This window comes from Rickettsia endosymbiont of Lasioglossum villosulum (genome assembly GCF_964026455.1).
Classification (GTDB): domain Bacteria; phylum Pseudomonadota; class Alphaproteobacteria; order Rickettsiales; family Rickettsiaceae; genus Rickettsia.
The window spans coordinates 1,478,953-1,504,589 of the sequence record NZ_OZ032152.1 but is presented as its reverse complement, the minus strand read 5'-3'; the positions used below and the strand labels follow the sequence as shown (position 1 = coordinate 1,504,589).

Genomic DNA, 25,637 nt, shown 5'->3' with positions numbered 1-25,637 from the left:
TCTAAAAAATCTATTAATTGGTTCAGAATAAAATCTTGAAATCAAATATGAAATTAGCACAAATATGCTGATTATCTTTTATCTTATCTAATAAAACAACTATATGAAACCAAGGTAATTGTGCAGCAACCTGCTGCACAAATTCTAAATCTTTATACTCTTCAGCAAAACGCTTCATATACTTAAGATTTCTGCTACCAAATCCTTTAATTTATGTTATTCCCTCGAAAGTATATGGGTGTCATCCCGTGGCTTGACATCGAGCCTTAAGTTAACACCTTTTGCAGGATAAGAACCTGCAACAATGCCTAGCAATCCACAGGATGACGCTCATAAATCTGTTCTATCACGCCATCAAGACCCATTAAGAATGTGTAAACTTTTAGTTGGGGGAATTTTTCTTTGATTATCTTACGGGCTTTATTTAAAATTTCCGTATGTGCTTCGGTTTCTTTTTCTTTAGTGCTTAAACGTTCTTCAGCTATAAGCTTTTTATAAGCCCCACATTCACGATGATCAAGGAAAATAATTTGCTTGATGTTATGTAAGTCTTGTAGAATTTCTATAGTATCTTCTATAGTCTTTCCCCAATGGGTATATTTCTCATTAACAAGAGCAAGCGAGGCTCCAGGAAGACTTATTAAAAGAGTTGAAGCTTCATTTAGTGTTTTTAAATGCTCTTTACTTACTTCTACTTTTATAATTTTTTTATCGGCAAGCATATTTAATGAACCTAAAAATTAAAAATATTTCTTACATGCTTTAAAGTAAGAATAACCAGTTATGATTGTTAAAAAAGCTGCAATCCATAAAATTATTTCTCCAACTAAATCAAGATAGATAATATTAGAACCTTTTGAGCCTAATACTAATATTGATAAAGCAAACATTTGTAAAAAGGTTTTAGTTTTTGCAAGTGTTGAGACAGGAACACTAACTTTAACTAATGCTAAAAATTCTCGAAGACCGCTAACTAAAAACTCTCTTGCCAATATCAATAAACAAGGAATTTCATCTACATCACTTTTCTTCAATAACATTATAATAACACAGCCGACTAATAATTTATCAGCAATAGGGTCGAGCATTTTACCAAAACTTGTAACCAAGTTATATTTTCTTGCAATATAACCATCAAAAAAATCCGTAATACTAGCTAGCACAAATAGTAAAGCTCCAAGTATGCGGGCAAGAGGGCTATTAACATAAAATGTTAGTATAATAACTGGAATTGCAGCTATTCGGGCAATCGTCAAATAGTTAGGTAAATTTTTATCAATTTTCATCAATTATATTATAAACACTCCATTTATTTATCTAGCTTATTAATATAATATTGCTGGATTATGGATAAAATATTGTTCCAAGACCAATATATTAAAAGACCTGCCGGAAAACTACTAAACATTACTAGGAAAACTAAAGGCATAAATTTCATTACTTGAGCTTGTACTGGATCAGCAGGCTCAGGACTCATTCTTTGTTGCAGGAACATAGTAATAGCCATTAAGATAGGCCATGCACCAACCATTAAGAACGAAGGTAGAGAAAACGGCAATAACCCAAATAAGTTAAAGATACTAGTAGGATCAGGAGCGGATAAATCTTTAATCCAGCCATAAAATGGTGCTTGACGCATTTCAATAGTAACATAAAGCACTTTATAGATAGAGAAAAATACCGGTATTTGAACAATTATAGGCAAACAACCTGCTACGGGATTTACTTTTTCCTTTTTATATAAAGCCATAATTTCTTGATTTAAACGAGCTTTATCATCACCATATAAATTTTTTATCCTATTGATTTCAGGCTGTAAATTCTTCATTCTTTTCATTGAACGATAGGATTTATTAGCCAAAGTAAACATCAGTAACTTAATAATAACAGTAACTATTAAGATACTGATACCGAAATTACCAACATATTTATAAAAGAAGTTCATAGCATAGAAAACTGGCTTAGTAATTATATAAAACCAACCGAAATCTATAGCTCTATCAAATAATTTAATGTTATATTGTTTTTCGTATTTGTCTAGCAAATCTACTTTCTTTGCTCCTGCAAAAAGTCTTCCTTTAATAGAAAAATTCTCACCTGGCTTTACTATTTGTACAGGTGAAATAAAATCTACTTGATATCGCTCTACTTCTTGTTTAACTGCATAATTAAAGTTTGAACTATAATTACTTGATTTATCAGGAATTAAAGAAGTAAGCCAATATTTATCAGTAATTCCGATCCAATCAACTTTACTTGCAGAAAACTTCTCACTTTTTTTGTCCTTAATATCATCATATGAATATTCTTTTAGGTTTTCATCTATACACCCAATAGGACCTTGATGTAGTATATTTACGGCTTTTTCTACAGCAGTATATTTACGATTTATTAAGCCATAAGATTGCACAGGAAGTTCTTGATTGCTATTATTGACGATAGTTTGTTCTATAGTAAATAAATAATTTTCATCTACTGTAATAGCTACTAAAAATTTAACCCTATCCTCATTAACCCAAAATAAATTAACTGGTTTTTCAGGAGTTAATATTTCACTATCACTATTCCATATAGTTTCGTTATTAGGTAGCTTTACACTAGATAAGTTACTCACCCAACCTATTTCTGCAAAATACGCATCTTTAGTATCAGATGGTGAAAATAATACCACTTCAGGGCTATTTTCAGATAAATCTTGCTTATATTTTTTCAAAATTAAATCATCAAATCTAAGTCCTTTTAACGAAATAGAACCAGAAAGTGCATTCGAGTCTATTTTAATACGTGGTGCTTGACTTGCTTCTTGAACAATAACAGGTGTAGCCTCTAATTGTGCAGATTCTTTTTTCTTTAAATCTTTTGCTTTCTGCAACGCTATTTGTTGTTGCTGCTTTTGCTGCTGCGGTTTTACAATAAAATATTGCCAACCAAAAATTATACCTAAAGACAGTACAATGGCTGCTACAAGATTAACTATATTATTATTCATTAGTAAGTACTTAATTTTTTATATTTTAGAACTTTAAATTTTATAGGATTTAAATAAAATAATCAAGAACAATTGATGAGGATGTCATCCCGTGGCTTGGGAACTAGATCCAGCATAAAGTGAGAGAAATCGAGCTTTAATTTTTATTTGTATTTTTAATTACTGGATCCCGTGGACAAGCCACGGGATGACAAAATACCCTACAACTATACCGACATTTTGGAAGATTTTTAATTTAAATTCAGGCAATACGGAAATTATATGTTCAAAAATATCGGCTTGAACTTTTTCGTATCCTATTAAACTTGTTTCTTTAGGTAAGCCATTAACAGTTGGCTGAAGTTGTCTAACTAAAAAAGTAAACCCTTCAGTATAAATAGCAGGATTATTTTTTAGATATTCTTGAACATATAATTTAAATATTTTGATATTTGTTAGATCTTTTTCGTCTTTATCAAGAGTGATTTTATTGATTACATCTTTTGATAGATAAGGAGATTTTTTGAGATTTGTTAAAATAGTAGAATCACAAAAATTAATAGTTGCCATATTTATATTAAATTCTCTTTTTACTCTTCTTGCTCCTGCCTCATCGACTCCTTTATAATTTATAACGTTGGAGCTTAAAACACTAGAAGTAGGAATAGTTGAAATAGATTGATCAAAATTTCTAATTGTCACTACAGAAATAGTAATTTTTTCTACAGTCCCTTCGACTTCACCAATACGCACCCAGTCACCTATATTGATAATATCTTGACTGGTTAGTTGAAGACTTGCAATTAGCCCAAGCATAGTGTCTTTAAAATAGATACCAGCATAACAAATAACATTATTATTTCAGTACTTGATGTACGATATAAATCCATTAAATATTGCATATTTTACTTACCATATTATTATGTATGATTATAAATAAATTTTTATTATTCCTAAAAATTTTATTTTTATCAATAAATTTAACTAAAAAGAACAAAATAACTTTTTAACTATGACATTCCCGAATATTAATCCTATTATTTTCTCTATAGGACCGCTAGCCGTATCTTGGTACTCTCTTTCATATATAGTTGGAATTTTACTTGGCTGGTTTTATGCAAGTAAAATTATAGAAAAATTTCCTACAAAAATCACCAAGAAAAATTTAGAAGAGTTTGTTACTTACGCTATTATTGGGATAATAGTTGGAGGCAGACTCGGCTATATTCTATTATATAATCCTTATAAATATTTTTCAAATCCGATAGAGATTTTAAAAACATATGAGGGCGGAATGTCCTTTCACGGTGGTGCTATAGGAGTCATTATCACTGCTTATATATTTTGCAAACGACATAAACTTAATTTCTTAAGTCTTACCGATATTATTGCTCCAGTAGTCCCAATTGGTTTATTTTTCGGCAGAATTGCCAATTTTATTAATGGTGAGTTATATGGGCGTGTTACAAATTCATCTATTGGTGTAATTTTTCCAGATAGTGATTTAAACTTGCGTCATCCTAGTCAATTATACGAAGCTTTCTTTGAAGGGTTAGTGTTATTTTGTATTTTGGCTTATGCTGTATTTAAACGTAATACAATTAAAAAGCAAGGTTTAAACTCAGGTCTGTTTTTAATGTTTTATTCTCTTTTTAGAATAATTATTGAGATATTTAGAGAGCCGGATGTGCAAATCGGCTTTATTTTTGATAGTTTAACTATGGGGCAAATTTTATCGATGCCGCTGTTACTTTTAGGTAGTTATTTAATAATAAAGGCAGAATGTCGATCGATCACAAAATAAGGGAAATAATTGAGCAAAGTGGCTATATCACTTGTGATCGTCTTATGCAGGAAGTTTTACATGTAAGCCCAACTTCTTATTATAGGCAAACGAAATCCTTGGCAGAAGAAGGGGATTTTACTACCGCTCCTGAAGTTTCGCAGCTATTTGGCGAAATTATAGGCTTATGGTGTATAAAAGAATGGCAAAGAATTGGTAGTCCTAAAAATCTTAGCATAGTCGAGCTTGGTCCTGGCAGAGGGTTATTAATGCGGGACTTATTACGCACAGCAAAATTAGTTCCAGAATTTTATAACGCTTTATCGATCAACTTAATTGATATCAATGAAAATTTTATTGTTCAGCAAAAATCCAATCTACAAAACTTTGATTTACCGATTAATTGGTACGTATCTATAGAGGATATCCCCAAAAAACCCGCTCTAATAATAGCTAATGAGTTCTTTGATGCTATGCCGATAAAGCAATATATCAAAGTAAAAGAATCATGGTATGAAAGAATATTTGTAGTGCAGCCGGTAGATGGGAAAATCAAGTATGATAAAATAGCTGTTAGTAAACAATTACAAGAATATTTACAGAAGACACATTTAGATGCGAAAGACGGAGCAGTGTTTGAAGAGTCCTATAAATCTATAGAGATTATGAAATTTATATCCGAGCATATAAAAGAATTGGGCGGAAGCGGTCTTATAATAGATTACGGCTATGATATAAACCCGAATATTAGGACTAGATATCAATATAACTCAACCTTGCAAGCTATAAAAAATCATAAATATTGCCCAATAATTGAGAATTTAGGGGAGGCAGATTTATCAGCCCATGTAGATTTTTATGTACTCAAAACAGTAGCTCAAAATAGCAAGATAAATATAATAGATACAATCTTACAACATAATTTTTTAATAGAAAATGGGATTTTACTACGCAAGCAAACGCTGCAAAACAAACTTAATTCCGAGCAAGCAGAGCTAATAGAGAGACAAGTAAATAGGTTGATATCTCTGAAAGAAATGGGCGGGTTGTTTAAAGTATTGCAGGTGATGAAAACGTCACCTACTGTGTCACCCCCGTAATCAAGCAGGCGTTGTTGCGTGGATCGAGAGTCGTCATTGCGAGCGAATGAAATGAGCGTGGCAATCCAGAAAAATAATAAAAAATGCTATAAATTAGCAATTTTTATACTTCCTTGCTTCGTCAATTACTTCGTAATTTCCTTAGCTCAGATGGAAAAACTGATCCACGCTGGCAATGCCGCCACGGGATGACAACCTACCCACCAATCCTTGCTGTACAAATCCTTTCAGTGATTTCTTTTAATTTTTCTATTCGCTCAATAAGATAAAGCAGCTGTTCTTTCGTGATCTTATAATTTTTATCATATCGTGCATCAACATAAGCTTTTTTTAACAACTCAAAACATTCTTTTTGTTCATGCGTTGCAATAGGAAAAACTTGTAATAACTCACTATCATAATTTTTTGCCATGCCACCTAATTCTTCTATATCGTGCAACTTAGGTTTATAATTAGAGAAAACTAATAAAATAGCACTGTATAAACTTTCGGTAGCTTGATGAAGCAAAAAAGCACTGATATTAAAAATTTCTTCTTCCAAAGCATTTTTAGAAGTTTTTAAAAAATATTTACCACTCTTAAACCACTCTTCAAAATAATCTTGAGCGATTTCTTTCATCTCACTCCAAGGTAAATCTTTAGCCTCGCTTAAAATATACTCACCACTGTCGTATAAAAGTATCCCTTCTTTTTTAAGATCGGTATAGAAATAACGTCCTTTTTCTAATTGTCTATTTATCTCTTCTATTGATTCTAAAATTATTGATATCCGTGAATCATAAGGGATAATTTGATCTTTTATTACACCTTTTCTTTTTAATCTTGTATATATTCTATCTTTTAGGTTTAAAGTAGCATGACCTTTATACTTACCTTTCTTTAAGATAATCAAAATATCCGTATCACTATGATAGCCGTTAGGTAGATCACGTACCCAATCGCCTCTAGCAAAAGAGCCGTACAGGATAATCATGGCGATTTTGTCTTGGGCAAGCTCTAAAATCTGCTGCACTATAAAATCAAGCCTACCTCTAATATGCAAAGAGCGTTCAGGTAATACGGTTTTCATTTAAATCATGCCACTCTGGATTTTGAGATTCAATTAGATTTAACTTCCATTGTCTTTTATATTCTTTTAGTAATTTTTCACGACTAATTGCCGCTATAATATCATTATATTGTTCAAAATAAACTAATTTATTTGTGTTATATTTAGAAGAAAATCCTTTAACTATTTTATTTTTGTGCTCGTAAATACGTTTTATAATATTTGAGGTTATGCCAATATAAATGTACCATTACGCTGGCTTGCTAATATATATACATAATATTGTTTCATTATACTATTTAAATTAAAAGCTCGATTTATCTCGCTTTATGCTGGATCTAGTTAGCAAGCCACGGGATGACATCGATTTTATAGACTCAAGCCTACCTCTAATATGCAAAGAGCGTTCGGGTAATTCGGTCTTCATTTAATACCTATCTTTATCATCATACACCCCCCAGAGGTCTTTTTTAAGTACCCAACCAGTGTAATTTTTGCAGGTAATTTGGCAAAATTGTTCTTTGCATTTTTTTAAGCCACAGCGAACTTTAGGCATTAATTTTGCTATTACTCTACTCTCTATATTTGCATATTTAAGTAATTCGATCTCTTGATCAGCAATAATAATTACTGATCTTCTACCTGATAAGACGCTTGAATGTATCCAGCCACTTTCGCCATGAATATCACGTACTTGTCGCCACTGTTCATATTCGGCAATTATTTCTACTGGTTCACCTTTTTTAACAAAAACCCACTCTATTGCTGCTTTCGTAGTCGGACCGCTTCGTGCATTAACTTCATTAGATTTTATTGAAACAAATCTTGGAATGGGTAACTTTTTATTATCAGCATTAATTGTTGTTGATAGTATTATTGCAATTAAAGCAATGAGAATCTTAATCATTATACTCTACTTCCGATAAGCTATCCTCTTTCTTTGCTACTATATAATTACCAAGCCTAAATTGTACTTTTATTCTATTGATTTCTTGCTCGCTAATGCCTATGAATTTTAAAACAGTACCGCCAATTTGAAGGCCTGTTTCATAACTTTCAGGGATAATCGTGGTTGCTCCTAAATCATAGAACTCTCTGGAATTTTTAAGGCTTTTTAGCTTCACGATAACTTGCATATCAGGATAGTTAGCGGTAATTGTTTTAAGCGATTTCTTTATAGTTACTTGATTATTCATAGTAAGTATGATAGCAAGAGCCCTATCTGTACCAAGGGCTTTTAGAGTATCTGCCTGTGATACATCACCTTTAAAAACTGGAAAACCGTCTGTTAACCCTTCCTTAACTCTATCTTCGTCTAAATCTAATATTACATAGCTTGTTCCTTCAGCTTCTAAAACCCTTGCGACCATTTTACCGATATTACCAAGCCCCGCAATAATAATATGATTTGTTAAATCTCTTGTACCAAGCTCTATAATTTGCGTTGGGGTCTTGCCGAGACCTTTATCGACTTTTTCAGCAATTTTTCGTCCTAATGCTGCAAGTAGCGGTGTAAGTGCCATAGTAAAGGTAACAACAAGCAATAATATGTTAGCACTACTTTCTTCTAAAACACCACTTTCTTTACCTAAGCTAAATAATATGAAAGCAAATTCTCCGCCCTGCGATAATAAAAGCCCTGAATAAAAAGCAACACCTTTATTAAACCCAAATAAAATACAAAAAGCTGTTATTATTAAGGTTTTGATACCTATTAAAGCAATAGATAAAGTAAGGATATGAGATAGTTTTTCATACATTTCAAGTGTGTCGATATTCATACCGACAGTCATGAAGAATAGCCCTAAGAACAGACTCTTGAAAGGGTAAATACTTTCTTCAGCTTGTAGTCTAAATTCAGTTTCAGCAACTAATACTCCAGCAACAAAAGCTCCAAGTGCTAGCGATAAGCCGAAAGTTTCAGTAGCCCAAGCAGCAGAAAGCACTATTAACAAAGTCATTGAAATAGGTAGCTCATTAGCACTATTACTTTCGGAAGATATGAATGAAAATATTGGACGAAGTAAAACACGACCCGCAACAAATATAGTAAGTAAAGCAGCAATGGCTTTTAAAAACGCAATACCAAGTGCTGTCGCAAGAGAAGCCTGACTATTACCGCTAAGCAGTGGTACTATTACAAGCAATGGTACTACAGCCAAATCTTGAAGTAGCAGAATTGCTAAAGAAATTCTACCGATTTGTGTTGATTGGTTACGGTTTTCCTCAATGACCTGCATAACAAGGGCTGTAGATGAAAGTGCAAGTCCGCCTCCGGTAATAATAGCAGCACTACTATTGCCGTCTATAAGCACCATCGCACCGGCAATTACTATGGCGGTTGTTAGAACTTGTAAAGTACCAAGCCCAAAAACATACCGTCTTATAGCTTTTAATCGCTCGAAAGATAGCTCAAGCCCTATCGCAAATAATAGAAATACTACACCAAGTTCGCCAAGTAACTTAGTCTGGTCATATGTTACAATTTTTAAACCATGATCACCAATTGCAGCTCCAGCAATTAGATAGCCAAGTACCGGACTTAACTTAAATCGCTTAAGTATAGCCACGATAAAGACTGCAGTACCAAGTAAAATTATAACATTAATAAGTATGTGATCGTTCATTTAAAAATATTTATTTTTTCCAAATTTCTTCAAGTTTAAAATGTGTTCTTGCTTCAGGGTAAAAGATATTAACCAAAATAGTACCTGCATCTATTAGTACCCACTCTGATTTACCAAGCCCCTCTATATTAGTGCTTATACCGGCTTTATTTTTTAACTCTAATGCCACATATTCAGCTATTGCTCCAACATTCTTAGTTGACCTGCCGTTAGCAAATATAATATAATCAGTTATCTTATTTTTACCACTCAAGTCAATTACATCGATATCTTCTGCTTTCTTTTCATTTAGACATTCTAAAATAAATAATTTTAGTTCTTCGCTTTCTTTTTTCATGTTACTGTAATATATTATTTTAGTATTAATTATATTCGCAAGAATCATTATTATCAATAGAACTCTATAGATAATATAGTAATTAATAACGTATATATTATATAGGAATTAATAAAATAATGGCAATATCTGCAGAAGAATTAGAAAAAATACTTAAAAAATCTTTTCCAAATGGTGTAATTAAAATTACCGATTTAGTAGGTGATCAAGACCATTATGCATTAGAATTATCAGATATACAGTTTAAAGGACTTACTTTAATTAATCAACATAAACTAGTAAAAAATGCTCTATCTGAGGTATTAAATAAAAAACTCCATGCAATTACGATAAAAACCATTGCAATTTAATAATCAGTACTAAGAGGATTTTGTGGTGCTACTAGGGGGAATTGAACCCCCGACCTCTTCATTACCAATGAAGTGCTCTACCCCTGAGCTATAGTAGCTTAAGCTTTATAAATCTTTTTAGAAATGTTTATAGAGCTTAGAATTTTATTCCAAACTCTTTTTGCCACATATTTATTATTAAATCAAGAGAAATTTGGAATTTGTTATATTATTCCTCTACTATCCAAAGGCTTTACCACACATATCAATCTCTTTAAAAATATAGAATTCTTCAAAGTGAATAGCAGCATCTTCTGAATTTTTACTGTCCAAGATAGGCTTGTAAAAGATTATTTAGCCAATTTTTCAAATAAAACGAGTATATTTATGTACGGTTTTTGTAAAAGAATAATGCTATCAATGCAAGAATGCAGCTTAAGATGATATAATAAACTGCAGAAGTAACTTGACCTGTTTTTTGTACTAGATACTCAAAAACAAGTGGAGTAGTGCCACCAAATATAGTTGTAGCGGTGTTATATGAAAGCGAGAGTGCAGTGTTACGTATTTCGGTAGGATAAAATTCTGCCTGCAAAGCTGGCTCAGGACCAATATAGCTAGCAGCAAGCACTGCGAGTATAAATTGTGAAATAATTACGCCGGTGAAATTACCTGTTTCAAAATTATTAAGTAAAAATGGAGTTGCTATAATAATCACTACAAGGTTAATTACAAAAATTTTCCTGCGACCTATAACATCGGATAAATAACCGCTAAGTAATGTTATAGCTATCATAATTACATAACATACGCTTGCTAGGCTGTTTACTTCATTTTCAATAAAGTTACGACTGATTTTTAAAAATGACACTAAATAAATTGCATGCAAATAGAATATTATCGAACCTGGAGCATTGATAAAAATCGAAATTAATATATCAAACCAATGCTTAGTAATAACTTTTTTTAGCGGCGAATTCTGTATCTTTTTCTGTTCTTTTAAATTTTTAAAATTTGGCGTTTCATGCGTATGGTTCTTAATATAAAAAGCTGCAAAAAGAATAAAGAAACCAAGTAAAAAAGGTATCCTCCAGCCGAAACTATCAAACTGTTCAGCGTTTAAGATATTCTTGACGATATAAGAAACAAAAGAACCAAGCAGTAAACCAGCACATATGCTAGACATTGAAATACTGCCAGTAAAACCTCGATGCTTTGGATAAGTATGCTCAATAACAAACGAGATAGAACCAGTTAAAGCTCCGCCCATTGACAGCCCTTGTAAGATTCTAACAACAATCATTGAAATAGTGGCAGTGATACCGATAGTATGGTAGGTCGGTAATATTCCAATTAATACAGTTGGGGCAGACATGCAGAATAAAGCACCAGTTAAGGCTGCTTTTCTGCCAAATTTGTCACCAATAACACCGAAAAATATGCCTCCAAGTGGTCTTGCCAAATACCCTATAGCAAAGACTAAAAAAGCCTGCAATAAAGAAGTATTAGCATCATCATTTGGGAAAAACTTAGTTCCGATTATCGGTGCAAAGTAACCGAATAGTACATAATCATACCATTCAAAAGTGTTGGCTATGCCGCTTGAAAATACTATTTTTTTTCGATTCATATTTTTTTGCTCATGGCTTTTTTTTCAGAATATATTATAAATAAAGTTGCTGGAATTATGATTACTGCCCCGTGCAATGTACTTTTGTCTGGAAACTCGTTAAATATGAAATATGCTGCTATTGCCGAAATCACAAGCTCTAAATATCTATAAGGAGCGGTAGCGGTAGCATCTACCATAGAAAAAGCTTTAAGTAGCAAAAATAATATTAAACTCCCGCTACTGCCTAAGATAAATAACAACGCTAATTCAAAAAGAGTTGGAGTAAGCCAGTAGTTAGCTGCAGCAGGTATCGATACCACAGCAGTTACTATTGCTGAGTAAAATAGCATACTAATCATTGACTCTTTTACCACAAATTTTTTGTTTATAATATCAAGCATAGCAAATGAAATAGCTGCTAAAACAAAATAGAGCATTTCGGGGTTAAAATCCTCGGCATGAGGTTTAAGCGTAATTACTAACCCAACGAATCCTACTATTGTCACTACCCATCTTTGCCAAATGATATTTTCATTAAGAAAAAATACGGCAAGTATTAAAGTAAATAGGGGGATAGAAAAACTTATAACAGTCGCAGTAGTAACAGGTGCAATACTTAAGCAGTAAGTCCACGAAGTCATACCAAAAAATAATAATAATCCCCTTAAAATATGAACAAAAGGACGACTTGTTTTTAAGGTATTTTTACCATAATAAGCAACGAAAGGTAATAAAACTATGCTACTGAAGAAAAAACGGAAAAAAGCTACTTCAAAACTGTGCAATCTAGTTCCTAAATATTTAGACATTACATCGTTAGCACTACTACTTACTAAACTAAGTAAGAACCAACCTATACCTATTGAATATGTTTTTAATGCATCATTCATTAATATACTCCAGTAATTTCTATAATTTTATTTAAATTTCTTGACTTTTGATATGAAAGAATCTTATCTTCTAAAAAATATAAATACATAACGATGAAAAGCTTATATTATAATATAATAATGAATTTTAAGCAAGTAAAGGATTGTAACTATGATAAGAATGTCTAAAAGGTTAGGAGTAATTTTGTTTGTATCATGCATAAGCATTAATAGCTTTGCTAAAAGCATGGAAGCTGATGTAAATGCTGTACCGGAATATAATTATGATGATATTCCATATTATGAAAATGAAGGAAGTTTACTCGTTAAAATGCGTCTAAACGGAGTTTTTGCACATGCTAAGCAAAAAAACTTACCCGCTCCTACAGTTCCTCAGCCTCTTCCAATAGGTGAGTTTGTAAAAAATGGTTATGGTGGTGATATATCTACTACTATATTCTTCAACAATTATTTTGCTACTGAATTATCTTTAGGTTTTAATGTTTTACGTACTAAAAATTCAGTGCTTAGTAATGTATCCTATAACTATGGCGTTGGAGCAACACCTGGTAAAAGCAAGCCTCTTTACATGATCCCAGCAACAATTACAGGACAATTTCATATGGCACCTTTCGGTGGCATTAGACCTTATGTAGGGCTAGGTTATCATGGTTCATATATGATCACTCAATCTAGCGGTATTAAGATAAGAAACGGAAATGGTTTTGTAGGACAAATAGGTCTGGATTTCTATGCTAAAGATGACACAGTAATAAATTTAGACATAAAACAATATTATTTAAATCCTAAAATTGTATATAAGCCAAGTTTAGTAGGAAATAAAAATGTTACCTCTAGAACTAAGCTTAATCCTTTAGTAGTTTCTATAGGTATAGGATTTAGTTTTTAGTATAATCGTCATTGCGAGCGACTATAAGGAGCGTGGCAATCCAGAAAAAATAATAAAAAATGCTAATTTATAGCATTTTTTATACTTCCTTGCTTCGTCAATTACTTTGTAATTTCCTTAGCTCAGACGGAAAAACTGATCCACGCAGCAATGCCGCCACGGGATGACAGAGGATATAATTTACGCAAACATATAAATAAAACATATTAACCTATGTCCTTACAGATTATCCAATTATTATATCTCATAGCTGCTATTTGCTTTATTCTATCGCTCAAGTTTTTGTCATCACAGAAACAAGCACGTTTAGGCAGTACTATAGGTATTTTGGGGATGACAATAGCAGTCGGTGTTACTTTCTTTCTGCCTGATTTTGCCCATAAATTACCTATTATAGCTACTATATTAGTTGGGGGCATAATAGGCGGGGTAATTGCTCTTAAAATTTCTATGACGGCAATGCCGCAATTAGTTGCAGGCTTTCACTCTTTTGTTGGTCTTGCTGCGGTATTTGTATCTTATGCTACTGTACTTGCTCCTGAAAATTTTGCTATAGGTATTGCAGGAAGCTTGCCTATCAGTTCTTTGATAGAGATATCACTAGGTGTATCTATAGGTGCTTTAACTTTTAGCGGTTCAATTATTGCTTTTTTAAAGCTACAAGGCTTAATGAAAAGCAGCCCATTAAAATTTTATGGTCAGCAATATGTATGTTTAGTGACTACAATATTATTAGTCGCATTAATAGTGTTGTTTATTCGCTCAGAAAATATATTTCTATTTAACCTAATAATATTACTATCTTTGCTAATTGGGGTATTGCTTATAATACCGGTAGGCGGTGCTGATATGCCGGTGATAGTATCGATGTTAAATTCCTATTCAGGTTTTGCAGCTGCCGGTATAGGTTTTACCCTTAGTAATAGTTTGTTGATTATTACTGGAGCTTTAGTTGGTAGTAGCGGTGCTATACTTAGCTATATAATGTGTAAGGCAATGAATCGCTCCTTAATCAAAGTTATTTTTGGTGCATTTTTACCAGCTCCTAGTGGTGCTAGTAAAAATATAAATGATGATAAGGTAGCAAAAGCAAGCTGCCCTGAAGATGCAGCAAATTTATTGCGTAATGCATCATCTGTTATAATTGTTCCTGGTTATGGTATGGCAGTAGCTCAGTCTCAGCATATTATAAAAGAAATGGTTGATATATTAGAAGGGTTAGACATTAACGTACGTTTTGCTGTACATCCTGTAGCAGGTAGAATGCCAGGGCATATGAATGTGCTACTTGCTGAAGCTAATATTGATTATGAGAAAGTTTTAGAGCTTGAAGAGATTAATAGAGATTTTGCTACTACCGATATAGTTTTAGTTATTGGAGCAAACGACGTAACTAATCCAGCTGCTAAAAATGATCCAGATAGCCCGATTTATGGTATGCCTGTTTTAGATGTCGAAAAAGCTCGTAGCGTTTTGTTTATTAAACGTTCTATGGCTTCAGGATATGCTGGTATAGAAAATGAGTTATTTTATCACGACAATACCTTTATGTTATTTGGTGATGCTAAGAAAGTAGTTGAAGAAATTGTCAAGTTTCTAAATGAAGACTAGAATGTGTTACATAGATCGAAAAACGTCCTCGTGTCATCTAGTTGCTTGTCCACGAGATGACATAAATGAAGATTGACTTAAATAGCACAATTTGTTATAACCTTTCTTATTAAGCTAAAAAACAAATATCATGAATTCCCAAAAAATATTACCGCTACTTCCAAAAGCTACGGCTATGTGGTTAATTGAAAACACCTCATTAACTTTTAAGCAGATTGCTGATTTTTGTGGTATTCATGAACTTGAAATAAAAGGTATGGCAGATGGTGAAGTAGCACAATCTATTAAAGGGCTTGACCCGATTGCAAATGGTCAGCTAACTCTGGAGGAAATTGATCGTTGTAGCAAAGACCCTAAAAATGTCCTACAAATTTCTCATAGCCCTGCCTATGAATTAATGAAGAATCAGAAAAAACAGCGTGCTAAATATACACCAATTGCAAGACGCCAAGATAAACCTGATGCTATATACTGGTTACTACGTAATTATCCAGATATTCAAGATAATCAAGTAGTTAAGCTTATTGGTACTACTAAAACTACCATCGATGCTATTAGAACCCGCAGCCATTGGAATATGAAATCTATTCATCCACGTGACCCTGTATTACTTGGACTTTGTAGCCAAGTAGAACTAAATAAGGCAGTAGCGATGCTAGAATCCGCATCAAGCCAAAACAAAGAAACTAAAGACTCTTAAGACAAAAAACATCATTGTGAGAAGAAACTGAAAGTTCGACTAATTAATCTCAGGAATTCCACTTTATGAGATTGCCAAGTCGATTCTACGAATCTCCTCGGAATAAGGCATTGTCGCATGGATCGGCTAAAAAATACTAATATTATTAGTATTTTTTATTATTTTTTCTGGATTGCCACGCTCATTTCATTCGCGTAGCTCAGACGATTTGGTATCCACGCAACAATGCCTCGCAATGATGACTCTTGATCCACACGAGAAATGCCATCACACGACATCGAGCGTTTTTTCTAATCATCCACATCGGAAAATGCATCATTATCATTAAGCTCATCATCTAATTCTTGAGAAGATTGGTTATTTTCATCATTAGATTTGAAATTACCTAAATCTTTTTACTGTTTAAGGTTTTAACTGATTTTAAAGTCTCAACAGGGATAATAACTATTATGTTTTTATTTAATTCATCAAAATATTCTGTAGTTAAAGAATCTTTAAGCACTCCTGAATATTTATTGCTTTTGCTGCTTGCTATGAAATCCTCTAAAGATTTACTTTTATAATAATTTTCAGATGTAAAAATCATTGTTATAAAAAATATCACGGCTGAAATAGCAGCTCCTACTGCAAAACCGGCTAATAATCCCAAAAATCGATCAATGAAACCATTCCTCATAAATGAAATTATTGCTAGGAATTTATAGACGATAAAAATGCATAAGATTAAAGAAATAATATAGGATATAACCCCGCTACTTATTACTCTTACAACCTCATTATGTACGTATTTGCTTATTATTTGCGAAATATGTGGATATAAGAAATATGTTAACATTATCGAGGTAATAAAACCGAGTATTCTTGTCGAAAAACCTATTATCCCTTGGTATAATCCAAAAAACGAAAAAAGTGTGATAATAGAAAAAATAGTAATATCAAAAAATGTGATCATTATTGTTAACTTCTATTGAATAATTGAATTTAAATCTTATATACTTAATAAATAACTATTATAATACTAGTTTTATTATGAATGATAAGATCTTTTATAACCTATCCGGTAAAACACTAGTTTCAACACCTTATGTAATTACAAAAGGTATCTACCATAAATCCTTGATTTATATGTTATCACATACAGAAGAAGGTGCAATAGGATTAATGTTTAATCGTTTAGTAAATCATATAGATTTAAAATCATTTTTTAAAATAAAAAATGATGAAATAGTAAATCCTGTTATGGTGCCTATATATCTTGGCGGACCTGTAGAGCATGAAAAAGGATTCTTTTTACATTCCACAGATTATAATAAAAACTTATTATTAGATTTTCATAATGATTTAGCAGTAAGCTCTAATTTAGAAATTTCAGAAGATATAGCTTTCGGTAAAGGACCTAAAAACAGCTTATTAATTGTAGGATATACTGGGTGGAAAGCAGGGCAGCTTGAAAAAGAGCTAGAAGAAAATCTATGGCTAGTTATGGATTGTGATAAAGAATTTATTTTTGCTGATAATCCTGAAAATAAATGGCATAATGCATTAAAGCATTTAGGCATTGATGAGGCACATTTCTCTTTCCAAGTAGGAAGTGCTTAAGTCAGTGTTATTGCATGGATAACGAATCGTCATTGCGAGCAATTGAAAAATACTTTTCGATCCATATAACAAAAAAGTTACAGGATCACAGATCATAAGTATAACAACGCATTTTAGAATAAACATAAACAAAAAATGATTTCGATATTTAGCAAATTAAAGCAAGGTTTATCTAAGACCTCAGGTAAAATATCAGCAGGTATTAATAAGATATTTTATAAGAAAAAACTAGATGCAGAAACATTAGAGGAGCTGGAAGAGCTATTAATTTCAACTGACATGGGAAGTTTGGTAGCAGCTAAAATTATCGAAGATTTTAAATCGCTCAAATTCGATAAAGAAGTTGAAACTACCGAAATAAAAGAAACTCTAGCAAATCTTATTGAACAGCAATTATTAGAATCAGAAATTCCTTTCACTTTAAATGAAAATAAACTAAACGTGGTTTTAGTATGTGGTGTTAATGGTGCAGGTAAAACAACCACTATCGGTAAGCTTGCTGCAATGTATGGAATGCAGGGTAAAAAAGTAGCAGTTGCCGCATGTGATACGTTCAGAGCCGCCGCCGTAAATCAGTTAGATAGTTGGGTAACCAGAGCAAAAGCTTTGCTTATTACCGGCGAAGAGGCAGCAGATCCTGCAAGCGTTGCTTACAGAGCAGTAGAAGAGTCAATTAAGCAAAATATCGATATACTTTTTATTGACACAGCAGGCAGACTTCACAATAAAAAGAACTTGATGGATGAGCTTACTAAGATTGTGAAAGTTATCAAGAAAGTAGACGAGGACCTCCCTACTCATAGCGTTTTAGTGATAGATGCTATTACTGGACAAAATACCTATAACCAAGTGGAGCATTTTAACGAGGCTACTAATTTAACCGGTCTTATTGTAACCAAGCTTGACGGTAGTGCTAAAGCTGGCGTGATTGTCGGGATAGTGCAGAAATTTAATTTACCGATATATTTTATTGGTATAGGCGAACAGATAGAAGATTTGAAAATATTTAACCGACACGATTTTGCAAAAAGCTTAGTGGGGTTATGAGTTTAGGTGTCATCTAGTTGCTTGTCCACGGATCCAAAAAATAATAAAAAATACTAATTTTATTAGTGTTTTTAACTGGATCCCGCTACAAGCTCGCGGGATGACAACTGGAAAACTGATTCACGCAACAAAGCCGCCACGGGATGACAAAAGCTAATCCATGCAGACAATGCCTCCTCGCAATGACGAAAACCTTTACCTATCATTTTTAGGTAAGCCTAAGCAATAATGTTTAAGAAACTTTCCATCGCTACTAATTAAATATACAAAATTAGAGTGTTTTAGTTCATATTTACCGGTTTCTGTATCAAATGTTTTTGGCTCATAAAATACTTTGAATTCATTAGCAACCTGCGTAATATCATCTATTGTACCGGTTAAACCTATAAAATTATTATCTATATTTTCAAGATATTTTTTGAGTACTTCGCTTGTATCATTTATTGGATCTAGAGTAATAAATACTGTCTGCACTACGATATTTTCTTTTTGTAAAATCTTTATAATATCCTCTATCTTTTTCAATGCATTCTCATCATCTAACGAGTAAGTAACGCCAAAGTAAATTAGGCTTAGATGTCCTTTTAAATCTTTATCATTAAAAACTTTCCCTTTTTGATTCTTAAGAGCGAATTTGATGGCTTGAGAATTATTTTTATCGCTAACTTTCGTATTAATATAAATCTGAGATGGTTCAAACGAAGAGTAAAATAAATATAGATATATTATGCCAGTGATTACAGCTAAGGCTATGAAGATTTTTATTAGGTACATTTGGTTTTTATGTTTTTTCATACCCTGCCGAAATTAGTTAACGAAAATATATTATTAAAATTTATACATAATTAGAAATAACTACAATTATAAAGCTTATTAGTCTAGTAAATAAAGTAAAAATAATCATACATGCGTATAAATATTGCAATATTTGTTTAGTGTTATTTTTATCACATCAAATCTTTTTAGTTAAGATTTATTAAATAATTTATCTAAATTATTAAGCTAATCTAAAAGTTTAGATTTAATTAGAAAAAACAACTAAGTAATAGGTTAATTATGATCAATCATCCTAAACACCCTAAACATCCTAGATATATTAGAGAGAAACAAATAAGCTCTACAAATAGCTCATCCCAAGAGTCTTTTAAAACTGTATTAAAAAGTGATGAGTTTTCATTCGTTGGTAAGCTAAATGATGCTATTAAAGACTTTTATCAAGATATAAAAAATAGTAAGATTTTAGATATAAATCAAATAAATAACATAGAAAATCTAAAAGCTTTTTTAAAATCTATTAAAGATGCTAAGATTCAAAATTTAAAGGATATTACAGATACATTAACAAACAATATTCATTGTATATCTTTTAAATCTTTAGATATGTCTAAGATCATACTTGATAGTATAAGTAACTTTAAAAAATTAGTAAGTTCGATTAGTGAGCAACAAGCTAAATCTCTTTGGACTTGTATTACAGCATTTAAATCTATTGATGAAAAAAGTTTTACTGAAGTAATATATAGTAAGCTACTACATAGCCAAATAGCACCTATGCAAGAACAGAGTGCTTATAATTCGTTAGGGGAGTTATTAATAGCAACGCATGGATCTATCGCTTTTCATAATAAACAAGATGAATTGTACAAAAATCAATTAGCTGAAATTTATTGTCAGCATGCACAAGTTGTAAGTATACCTTCTGCAATAGATTTATATAAAAAAGCTGCTGCACTAGATTCTGTTAAAGCAAATACAAAACTCGGTAACATATATTTACAGCAAAGAGAATATGCAAAAGCATTAGAATATTTAAGAAAAACTAAATGTATTGATGATGAGGAAAAAGCATTTAATGGATTAATCGATGATATGATGCATAACTCTCAGATAAATAATAGGAATTTAGCAGATGAGTATTTATTGCAGGCAGGATATTATAAAAAACACAGCAGAATAGATGATGCAACAAAAGCTTATCTTATTGCTATAGGTAAAATGGAAGGAATAGTTGAGCCTAAGGATTACTTAAAATTATCTGATATATATAGAAATCTAGCAAATACAGTTTTACCGAATAATAATAATAAAACAGAATATTTTATGCAAGCTACAGGATATAAGGAATTAGCAGAAAAATTTGATATTCCTCAAAATATAGAGCAAGATACATCTGTAGATTTCTCACGCCCTATTTACAATCCTAAGGATGTTTTACTAAGTGGTGACGATTCTGATTATTACTCAGACTCAGGTAATTAAAATATCTTAATATAATTTTTATAGACAAGTAAAAATGAGGTGATAGTATAAAATAAATATATTTAATTACAAATTAGATATGACTCAAGATTATCCAGCTGATGATACAAAAAAAATTGCTGAGCAAATAAAAGATGCTTTAATGGGTATTAGCGACTCGCTTGTACTTGAAAGCACAGAAGTAGAAGAGCTTTTTGAGGAGTTGAGCCAAAATGAAGATTTTGAATATGAGATAGAGCAGATACTTGCTATCTTAAATGAACAAACTATGGATTTAACTCAACTCCAATCACAAATTATTTTATTGATCCGCAAATATTTAGGTAAAACTAAAAATCTAAAGCTTAAAATGCTGAAGATGGATGAAAAACTTATCAGTAAAAATATTTCCGAAGTCAGTAACTATTTAATGCATCAACATTCCAAAATTGTTAGAGATGCTAATAAAAACCTTGCAAACCCGAAAGATAAATTACAAGGCTTAACTAAGCAGGCAAGAATAGACCTAAAGCGTTTGATCAAAAGTTTTGCTGTTTATCAGATTTATATGTTTATGAATCCGAAAAGGATAGCCGGTGAGACAAAATTAATGAACTTTGCCTATAATTTTATTAGAGGTGGAATGAAATTAGCCCAAAAATATGAGGGTGGAAAGCCAAGAGATATCAAATCATATTCCCCTAAACTTATTAAAAAGCTTGAAAGAGCTCGTGCCGGTTTTAAAAAAAGCGGCGGTATTTCAATTTAAATATTGTCTTCTTCTACAAAAGCCTTATAGTTTAATAAAATTAATTCAATTATTATGGAGAAAGCACTTTCAACTTAAATCATTCATGCGAACTTAATATTGAAAAATTAATAACTTGGATACATCTTGGTTGCGGCTCTGAAGAAAAACACCATGCTCAAGCTGTAGAAATTAATATAAAACTAATTTTCGCTACTCCTCCACTAGCTACTCAAACTGATAATATCGATGATACCATTTGCTATGCAGAAACTGTAAGACTGATACAAAAGATTTGTCAGGAGAATCGCTTTAATCTTATCGAATATTTAGCAGCCCGAATATATGATATTATTTATCATGATCTTATCAAAACTAAATCAGAAAAAGTTTTTTTAAAGGTAACTGTTACTAAATTAAAATCACCAGTTTCAGGAGTACATGGCGGGGTCTCTTTTTCTTACTCAGGGAAAAATAGTATATGATTTATATTTCTATAGGCAGTAATTCAGGCAACAGATTTTTAAATATTAGAAGAGCTCTAAATTTACTCAAAAGCTATGGTTTTGTACTACTTAGGCAATCTATTATTTTTGAGACGCAAGCTATTCTACCACCTAACGCAGATAGTAGTTGGGATAAGCCATATTTTAACATGGTGGTACAAGGTACTACTGCTTTATTGCCCAATGCATTGCTAACTGTGCTTAAAAAGATTGAACAGCAAATAGGCAGAAAAGACAATTATGATAAATGGTGTCCACGAGTTATTGATCTAGATATTTTACTTTGGGATAATTATTATATAGATTTACCAGATTTAAAAATACCTCATTCCCAATTATTAAATAGACCGTTTCTTATTCATCTTATTGCAAGCTTGAGCATAGAATGCCGTTATATTTGCCCTGATAATAACCTCTATAACGATAAAACTTTTGCAGAAATAGCCCATTTAATCGAAAATCAAGGGGTTATACGCTCGCTTATTTTAAATCCTCAATTTGTTGGTATTTTAAATATTACTCCTGATTCTTTTTCTGATGGAGGTTTGAGTTTTCATAAGGAAGATGCCGTTAAGAATTTTGTACATTTAATGGATGCAGGATCTAGTATGATCGATCTTGGTGCTCAGTCAACACGTCCCTCTGCTTTTATGATTAGTGAGGATGAAGAATATACTAGGCTTGATAGTGTTCTTGAAGAGCTAAAAGGAGTTATAGAAAAAACAGAAGCCCTTATTAGTATCGATAGTTTTTCACCTGAAGTGATAAAACGAATTCTAAAAAAATATCCCGTTCATTGTATTAACTTAGTTAAAACTAATTTAGATAATGATACATTACGATTAATTGCAGATTATAATTGTAAAATTGTTATTATGCATTCGCTAACCGTTCCGCCACAAAAACAGCAATGTCTTGATTTTGATAAATCTCCGATTATTAGCTTAAATATATGGGCAGAGCAAGAAATAGTAAAATTAGAAAAATGTGGATTTGATAGAAAAGATATAATTTTTGATCCTGGTATAGGTTTTGGAAAGTCTGTTTACCAAAATTTACATATACTACAAAATATTCAAGAATTTAAAAAATTAGGATGTGAGATATTAGTTGGTCACTCAAGAAAATCTTATATTTCTGCTTTCTATAATTCTATCGCAAAAGAAAGAGATTTAGAAACAATAGCAATATCAAAATATTTAGCTGAAAATGTGGTCAACTATTTACGAGTGCATAATGTTGAAGATCATCAAAGATTTTTCGCAGCAAAGCAAATAGTTAAAACGTCAGTATAGGATAAAATTTTTTAAAGTCTTATCCTAAATTTAATTTGGAGGTTCTTATTATAAAAATTACCGGCATAATGGCATGCGATCCTACCGGAATAATAGGTCTGAAAGGTCAAATGCCTTGGTCTTACCCTAAAGAATTTGAGTATTTTTATCAAATAGTGAAAAATAATATTATAGTCATGGGGCATAAAACCTTTGACTCATTGCCTTCTAAAATCTTGCAAAACTGTATTTGTATTGTCTTTTCAAAAAATATACCTACTCAATTTTTCGATAATGGCGTGTTTTTTGTGAAATCTTTGGATGAGTTTTGGGAAGTGATAAAGCTTTTTAGCGATAAAAAAATTTTTATGGTTGGAGGTGCAGAAATAGCTACTTTTTTTCTAAAACAAAATCTTATCGATGAGTTTCTACTAACAAAGATAAATAAAGACTACGAAGGTGATACTTTTTTCCCTCTTGATCTTTTAGAGGGTTGGGATTCAATGATGATCGATAAAACAAACGATTATAAAATTTACAAATTTACTAAACATTAATAATAAAAGGAAGTAACGTGAAATTTTTAGAACAGCTCAATACAGATCTTAAACAATATAATCTTTTAAATCACCCATTTTATCAATTATGGAATATGGGAAAACTTAGTCATTCTACTTTACAAACTTATGCAAAAGAATATTATCATCATGTTGCAGCTTTTCCACGCTATATAAGTGCAATACATTCTAAATGTAGTGATATAGAAACTAGACAGATATTACTTGGTAATCTTATAGAAGAAGAACAAGGAGACGAAAATCATCCGGAATTATGGAAACGTTTTGCTGAAGGGTTAGGTTGTTCAAGAAGCAGTTTTACTTTAGAACCTGAACTAAACTCAACCAAAAAACTTGTTCAAGGTTATTTTAAATTAACAGAAAAATCTTTTGCTGAAGGTCTTGGTGCTCTTTATGCTTATGAGCGTCAAACTCCGGAAGTATCTGACTCCAAAATTCAAGGATTAAAAAAATTCTATGGAATTTCAGATTACAAAACATTACAATTTTTCACTGTTCATAGCGAAATTGATCAATGGCATACTCAAGAATGTGCAAACTTGATTGAGGATTTAGACGCAAAGGAACAAAAATTAACATATCAAGGAGCAATAGAAGGAGCAAAATTGCTATGGCAATTTCTTGATGGCATGAATATTGTATCTAAATAATTTAATTTTAAATGAAAAATATTTTCTTACATTCTTTAATAGTTGAGAATTATCGTAATTTCAAAAATCTCGAGCTAAAAACCGATAACATTCCAATAACTATTATTGGTGAAAATGGCAGTGGTAAAACTAATATCTTAGAAGCAATATCGCTTTTCTATCCAGGTAGAGGTTTAAGATCAGCAAGGCTTGCTGATATATGTAGAGAGTCAGAAGATCATTGCTCTGTTAGGGCTTTATTGCAAAGTAAGCTTGGGCTTGCAGAGTTTAGCACACAAATCAAACGCATATCCAATAGAAGAACAACCGAATATAATAATTCTAAGATCGCCAATAATGAGTTAAGTAAATTTACCAGTATGGTATGGCTTACTCCTCAAATGGAAGGGATTTTTACAAGTGGTACTAGTGATAGAAGAAAATTTTTTGACCGAATAGTTTATAATTTTGATCCAAAACATGCAGAATTAGTTAGTAAATATGAACATTATATGCAGGAGCGGAATAAAATTCTAGCTGAAGATATGTGGGATAATAATTGGCTTAAAACTATTGAAGAAAAAATGGCTGACACTTCAATCTACATTGCTAATAATCGTCTCAAAACTTTAGAGTTTATGCAGCAAGCAATTGATGAACTTGAAAACGAATTCCCAAAAGCTGAGTTATCAATTGATGGCATGGTAGAGCAGAAAATATTAAACGGCGAAGAAGATGTTGTTGGTTTTATTGCAGCAGAGCTTCATAAAACAAGAGATAAAGACAAATTACTTGGTCGCACCAGCTTTGGAGTCCATAAAAGTGATTTTTTGGTTAAGCATAAATATAAGAATATCTTGGCAAAATTTTGCTCTACTGGTGAGCAGAAAGCTATTTTAATTGCAATAATACTTGCCGAGATGAATTATGCTATAAAGTTAACTAAAACAGCTCCTATTTTGCTTTTAGATGAGGTATTTGTTCATTTAGATGATAGAAGACGAAACTATTTAACCGAATTTTTTATAAGCATCAATCTACAATTATGGGTCACAGCCACCGATTTAAAAGGAATAGAAGAGTTTGGAAATAAATCTCAGTTGATTAAATTATAGGCGTTGCCA

25 protein-coding genes, 1 tRNA gene and 4 pseudogenes are annotated in these 25,637 nt (G+C 31.8%); 15 read left to right on the top strand and 15 right to left on the bottom strand.

What is annotated here, in order from left to right; translation table 11 throughout:
* Window positions 1-22: 22 nt before the first annotated feature.
* The 5 genes and pseudogenes from AAGD49_RS07500 to AAGD49_RS07480 all read right to left on the bottom strand — a co-directional run.
* Entirely contained in the window at window positions 23-178 is a 156-nt protein-coding gene (locus AAGD49_RS07500) for a DUF1016 N-terminal domain-containing protein (RefSeq protein ID WP_341788594.1), read from the bottom strand.
* A 130-nt stretch (window positions 179-308) separates the two neighbouring features.
* Window positions 309-725, bottom strand: a pseudogene (locus AAGD49_RS07495) (hypothetical protein); the annotation flags it as partial.
* Window positions 726-740: 15 nt separating this feature from the next.
* The gene (gene pgsA / locus AAGD49_RS07490) at window positions 741-1,286 is read right to left on the bottom strand and encodes a CDP-diacylglycerol--glycerol-3-phosphate 3-phosphatidyltransferase (protein WP_341788593.1); all 546 of its coding nucleotides are present in this window, start codon (window positions 1,284-1,286) and stop codon (window positions 741-743) included.
* Window positions 1,287-1,309: 23 nt separating this feature from the next.
* A complete protein-coding gene (yidC, locus tag AAGD49_RS07485; RefSeq protein WP_341788592.1) occupies window positions 1,310-2,989 on the bottom strand; it encodes a membrane protein insertase YidC in 1,680 nt (559 codons plus the stop codon).
* Between the two features lie 159 nt (window positions 2,990-3,148).
* Window positions 3,149-3,796 (bottom strand): annotated as a pseudogene (locus AAGD49_RS07480) (mechanosensitive ion channel domain-containing protein); the annotation flags it as partial.
* Between the two features lie 184 nt (window positions 3,797-3,980).
* Between AAGD49_RS07480 and lgt the strand changes: the two are divergent.
* Together lgt and AAGD49_RS07470 are read left to right on the top strand one after the other, a co-directional pair.
* Window positions 3,981-4,772 carry a prolipoprotein diacylglyceryl transferase gene (gene lgt, locus AAGD49_RS07475; RefSeq protein WP_341788591.1) on the top strand — a complete coding sequence of 264 codons (792 nt, stop codon included), beginning with the start codon at window positions 3,981-3,983 and terminating at the stop codon, window positions 4,770-4,772.
* Window positions 4,751-5,851: a class I SAM-dependent methyltransferase gene (locus tag AAGD49_RS07470; protein ID WP_341788590.1), complete on the top strand. Its 1,101-nt coding sequence runs from the start codon at window positions 4,751-4,753 to the stop codon at window positions 5,849-5,851. The genes lgt and AAGD49_RS07470 overlap by 22 nt, the downstream gene beginning before the upstream one ends.
* 196 nt (window positions 5,852-6,047) lie before the next feature.
* Here AAGD49_RS07470 and AAGD49_RS07465 read toward each other — a convergent pair whose 3' ends face one another.
* From AAGD49_RS07465 to rsfS, 5 genes and pseudogenes are all read right to left on the bottom strand, one after another.
* Entirely contained in the window at window positions 6,048-6,920 is an 873-nt protein-coding gene (locus tag AAGD49_RS07465) for a HEPN domain-containing protein (RefSeq protein WP_341788589.1), read from the bottom strand.
* Window positions 6,901-7,190 (bottom strand): annotated as a pseudogene (locus AAGD49_RS07460) (GIY-YIG nuclease family protein). Before AAGD49_RS07460 ends, AAGD49_RS07465 begins: the two are co-directional and overlap by 20 nt.
* A gap of 136 nt (window positions 7,191-7,326) precedes the next feature.
* Window positions 7,327-7,806, bottom strand: coding sequence for an SH3 domain-containing protein (locus AAGD49_RS07455; protein WP_341788588.1), 480 nt, complete (start codon window positions 7,804-7,806; stop codon window positions 7,327-7,329).
* Entirely contained in the window at window positions 7,799-9,526 is a 1,728-nt protein-coding gene (locus AAGD49_RS07450; protein ID WP_341788587.1) for a monovalent cation:proton antiporter-2 (CPA2) family protein, read from the bottom strand. The genes AAGD49_RS07455 and AAGD49_RS07450 overlap by 8 nt, the downstream gene beginning before the upstream one ends.
* 10 nt (window positions 9,527-9,536) lie before the next feature.
* Window positions 9,537-9,863: a ribosome silencing factor gene (gene rsfS, locus AAGD49_RS07445; RefSeq protein ID WP_341788586.1), complete on the bottom strand. Its 327-nt coding sequence runs from the start codon at window positions 9,861-9,863 to the stop codon at window positions 9,537-9,539.
* 119 nt (window positions 9,864-9,982) lie between these two features.
* Here rsfS and AAGD49_RS07440 point away from each other — a divergent pair, with 119 nt between their 5' ends.
* Window positions 9,983-10,213: a BolA/IbaG family iron-sulfur metabolism protein gene (locus AAGD49_RS07440; protein WP_016948072.1), complete on the top strand. Its 231-nt coding sequence runs from the start codon at window positions 9,983-9,985 to the stop codon at window positions 10,211-10,213.
* Window positions 10,214-10,236: 23 nt separating this feature from the next.
* Here the strand turns inward: AAGD49_RS07440 and AAGD49_RS07435 are convergent.
* The 3 genes from AAGD49_RS07435 to AAGD49_RS07425 all read right to left on the bottom strand — a co-directional run bounded on the left by AAGD49_RS07435 (window position 10,237) and on the right by AAGD49_RS07425 (window position 12,694).
* Window positions 10,237-10,311: transfer RNA gene (locus AAGD49_RS07435), tRNA-Thr, on the bottom strand.
* A 266-nt stretch (window positions 10,312-10,577) separates the two neighbouring features.
* Complete coding sequence (locus AAGD49_RS07430; RefSeq protein WP_341788585.1) at window positions 10,578-11,822, bottom strand: MFS transporter; 1,245 nt, start codon at window positions 11,820-11,822, stop codon at window positions 10,578-10,580.
* The gene (locus AAGD49_RS07425; RefSeq protein WP_341788584.1) at window positions 11,819-12,694 is read right to left on the bottom strand and encodes a DMT family transporter; all 876 of its coding nucleotides are present in this window, start codon (window positions 12,692-12,694) and stop codon (window positions 11,819-11,821) included. Before AAGD49_RS07425 ends, AAGD49_RS07430 begins: the two co-directional genes overlap by 4 nt.
* 151 nt (window positions 12,695-12,845) lie before the next feature.
* Between AAGD49_RS07425 and AAGD49_RS07420 the strand changes: the two genes are divergently transcribed.
* The 3 genes from AAGD49_RS07420 (at window position 12,846) to AAGD49_RS07410 (ending at window position 15,894) form a co-directional block, all read left to right on the top strand.
* Window positions 12,846-13,583: an OmpW family outer membrane protein gene (locus AAGD49_RS07420; RefSeq protein ID WP_341788583.1), complete on the top strand. Its 738-nt coding sequence runs from the start codon at window positions 12,846-12,848 to the stop codon at window positions 13,581-13,583.
* 213 nt (window positions 13,584-13,796) lie between these two features.
* Window positions 13,797-15,194 carry an NAD(P)(+) transhydrogenase (Re/Si-specific) subunit beta gene (locus tag AAGD49_RS07415; protein ID WP_341788582.1) on the top strand — a complete coding sequence of 466 codons (1,398 nt, stop codon included), beginning with the start codon at window positions 13,797-13,799 and terminating at the stop codon, window positions 15,192-15,194.
* 130 nt (window positions 15,195-15,324) lie between these two features.
* A complete protein-coding gene (locus tag AAGD49_RS07410) occupies window positions 15,325-15,894 on the top strand; it encodes a cell cycle transcriptional regulator TrcR (RefSeq protein ID WP_341788581.1) in 570 nt (189 codons plus the stop codon).
* Window positions 15,895-16,184: 290 nt separating this feature from the next.
* On the opposite strand, the pseudogene AAGD49_RS07405 reads toward AAGD49_RS07410, so the two are convergent.
* Window positions 16,185-16,846, bottom strand: a pseudogene (locus AAGD49_RS07405) (CvpA family protein).
* Between the two features lie 77 nt (window positions 16,847-16,923).
* On the opposite strand from AAGD49_RS07405, the gene AAGD49_RS07400 reads away from it, so the two are divergent.
* Together AAGD49_RS07400 and ftsY are read left to right on the top strand one after the other, a co-directional pair.
* Window positions 16,924-17,493 carry a YqgE/AlgH family protein gene (locus AAGD49_RS07400; RefSeq protein ID WP_341788580.1) on the top strand — a complete coding sequence of 190 codons (570 nt, stop codon included), beginning with the start codon at window positions 16,924-16,926 and terminating at the stop codon, window positions 17,491-17,493.
* Window positions 17,494-17,628: 135 nt separating this feature from the next.
* Window positions 17,629-18,540, top strand: a complete 912-nt coding sequence (gene ftsY, locus AAGD49_RS07395) for a signal recognition particle-docking protein FtsY (RefSeq protein WP_341788579.1) — start codon at window positions 17,629-17,631, stop codon at window positions 18,538-18,540.
* A 195-nt stretch (window positions 18,541-18,735) separates the two neighbouring features.
* Here the strand turns inward: ftsY and AAGD49_RS07390 are convergent, their stop codons facing one another.
* Entirely contained in the window at window positions 18,736-19,335 is a 600-nt protein-coding gene (locus tag AAGD49_RS07390) for an SCO family protein (protein ID WP_341788578.1), read from the bottom strand.
* 261 nt (window positions 19,336-19,596) lie between these two features.
* Between AAGD49_RS07390 and AAGD49_RS07385 the strand changes: the two genes are divergently transcribed.
* The 7 genes from AAGD49_RS07385 (at window position 19,597) to recF (ending at window position 25,628) form a co-directional block, all read left to right on the top strand.
* Window positions 19,597-20,799, top strand: coding sequence for a hypothetical protein (locus AAGD49_RS07385; RefSeq protein WP_341788577.1), 1,203 nt, complete (start codon window positions 19,597-19,599; stop codon window positions 20,797-20,799).
* Window positions 20,800-20,878: 79 nt separating this feature from the next.
* Window positions 20,879-21,547 (top strand): DUF5394 family protein, encoded by a 669-nt coding sequence (locus AAGD49_RS07380; RefSeq protein WP_016948083.1) that lies wholly within the window; start codon window positions 20,879-20,881, stop codon window positions 21,545-21,547.
* 98 nt (window positions 21,548-21,645) lie between these two features.
* Window positions 21,646-22,011: a dihydroneopterin aldolase gene (locus AAGD49_RS07375; RefSeq protein ID WP_341789247.1), complete on the top strand. Its 366-nt coding sequence runs from the start codon at window positions 21,646-21,648 to the stop codon at window positions 22,009-22,011.
* Complete coding sequence (gene folP, locus AAGD49_RS07370; protein ID WP_341788576.1) at window positions 22,008-23,327, top strand: dihydropteroate synthase; 1,320 nt, start codon at window positions 22,008-22,010, stop codon at window positions 23,325-23,327. The genes AAGD49_RS07375 and folP overlap by 4 nt, the downstream gene beginning before the upstream one ends.
* A 68-nt stretch (window positions 23,328-23,395) precedes the next feature.
* Window positions 23,396-23,863: a dihydrofolate reductase gene (locus tag AAGD49_RS07365; RefSeq protein WP_341788575.1), complete on the top strand. Its 468-nt coding sequence runs from the start codon at window positions 23,396-23,398 to the stop codon at window positions 23,861-23,863.
* A 17-nt stretch (window positions 23,864-23,880) separates the two neighbouring features.
* The gene (locus AAGD49_RS07360; protein WP_341788574.1) at window positions 23,881-24,534 is read left to right on the top strand and encodes a CADD family putative folate metabolism protein; all 654 of its coding nucleotides are present in this window, start codon (window positions 23,881-23,883) and stop codon (window positions 24,532-24,534) included.
* Between the two features lie 11 nt (window positions 24,535-24,545).
* On the top strand, window positions 24,546-25,628 hold the full coding sequence (gene recF / locus AAGD49_RS07355; protein WP_341788573.1) for a DNA replication/repair protein RecF: 1,083 nt from the start codon (window positions 24,546-24,548) through the stop codon (window positions 25,626-25,628).
* Window positions 25,629-25,637: the final 9 nt, after the last annotated feature.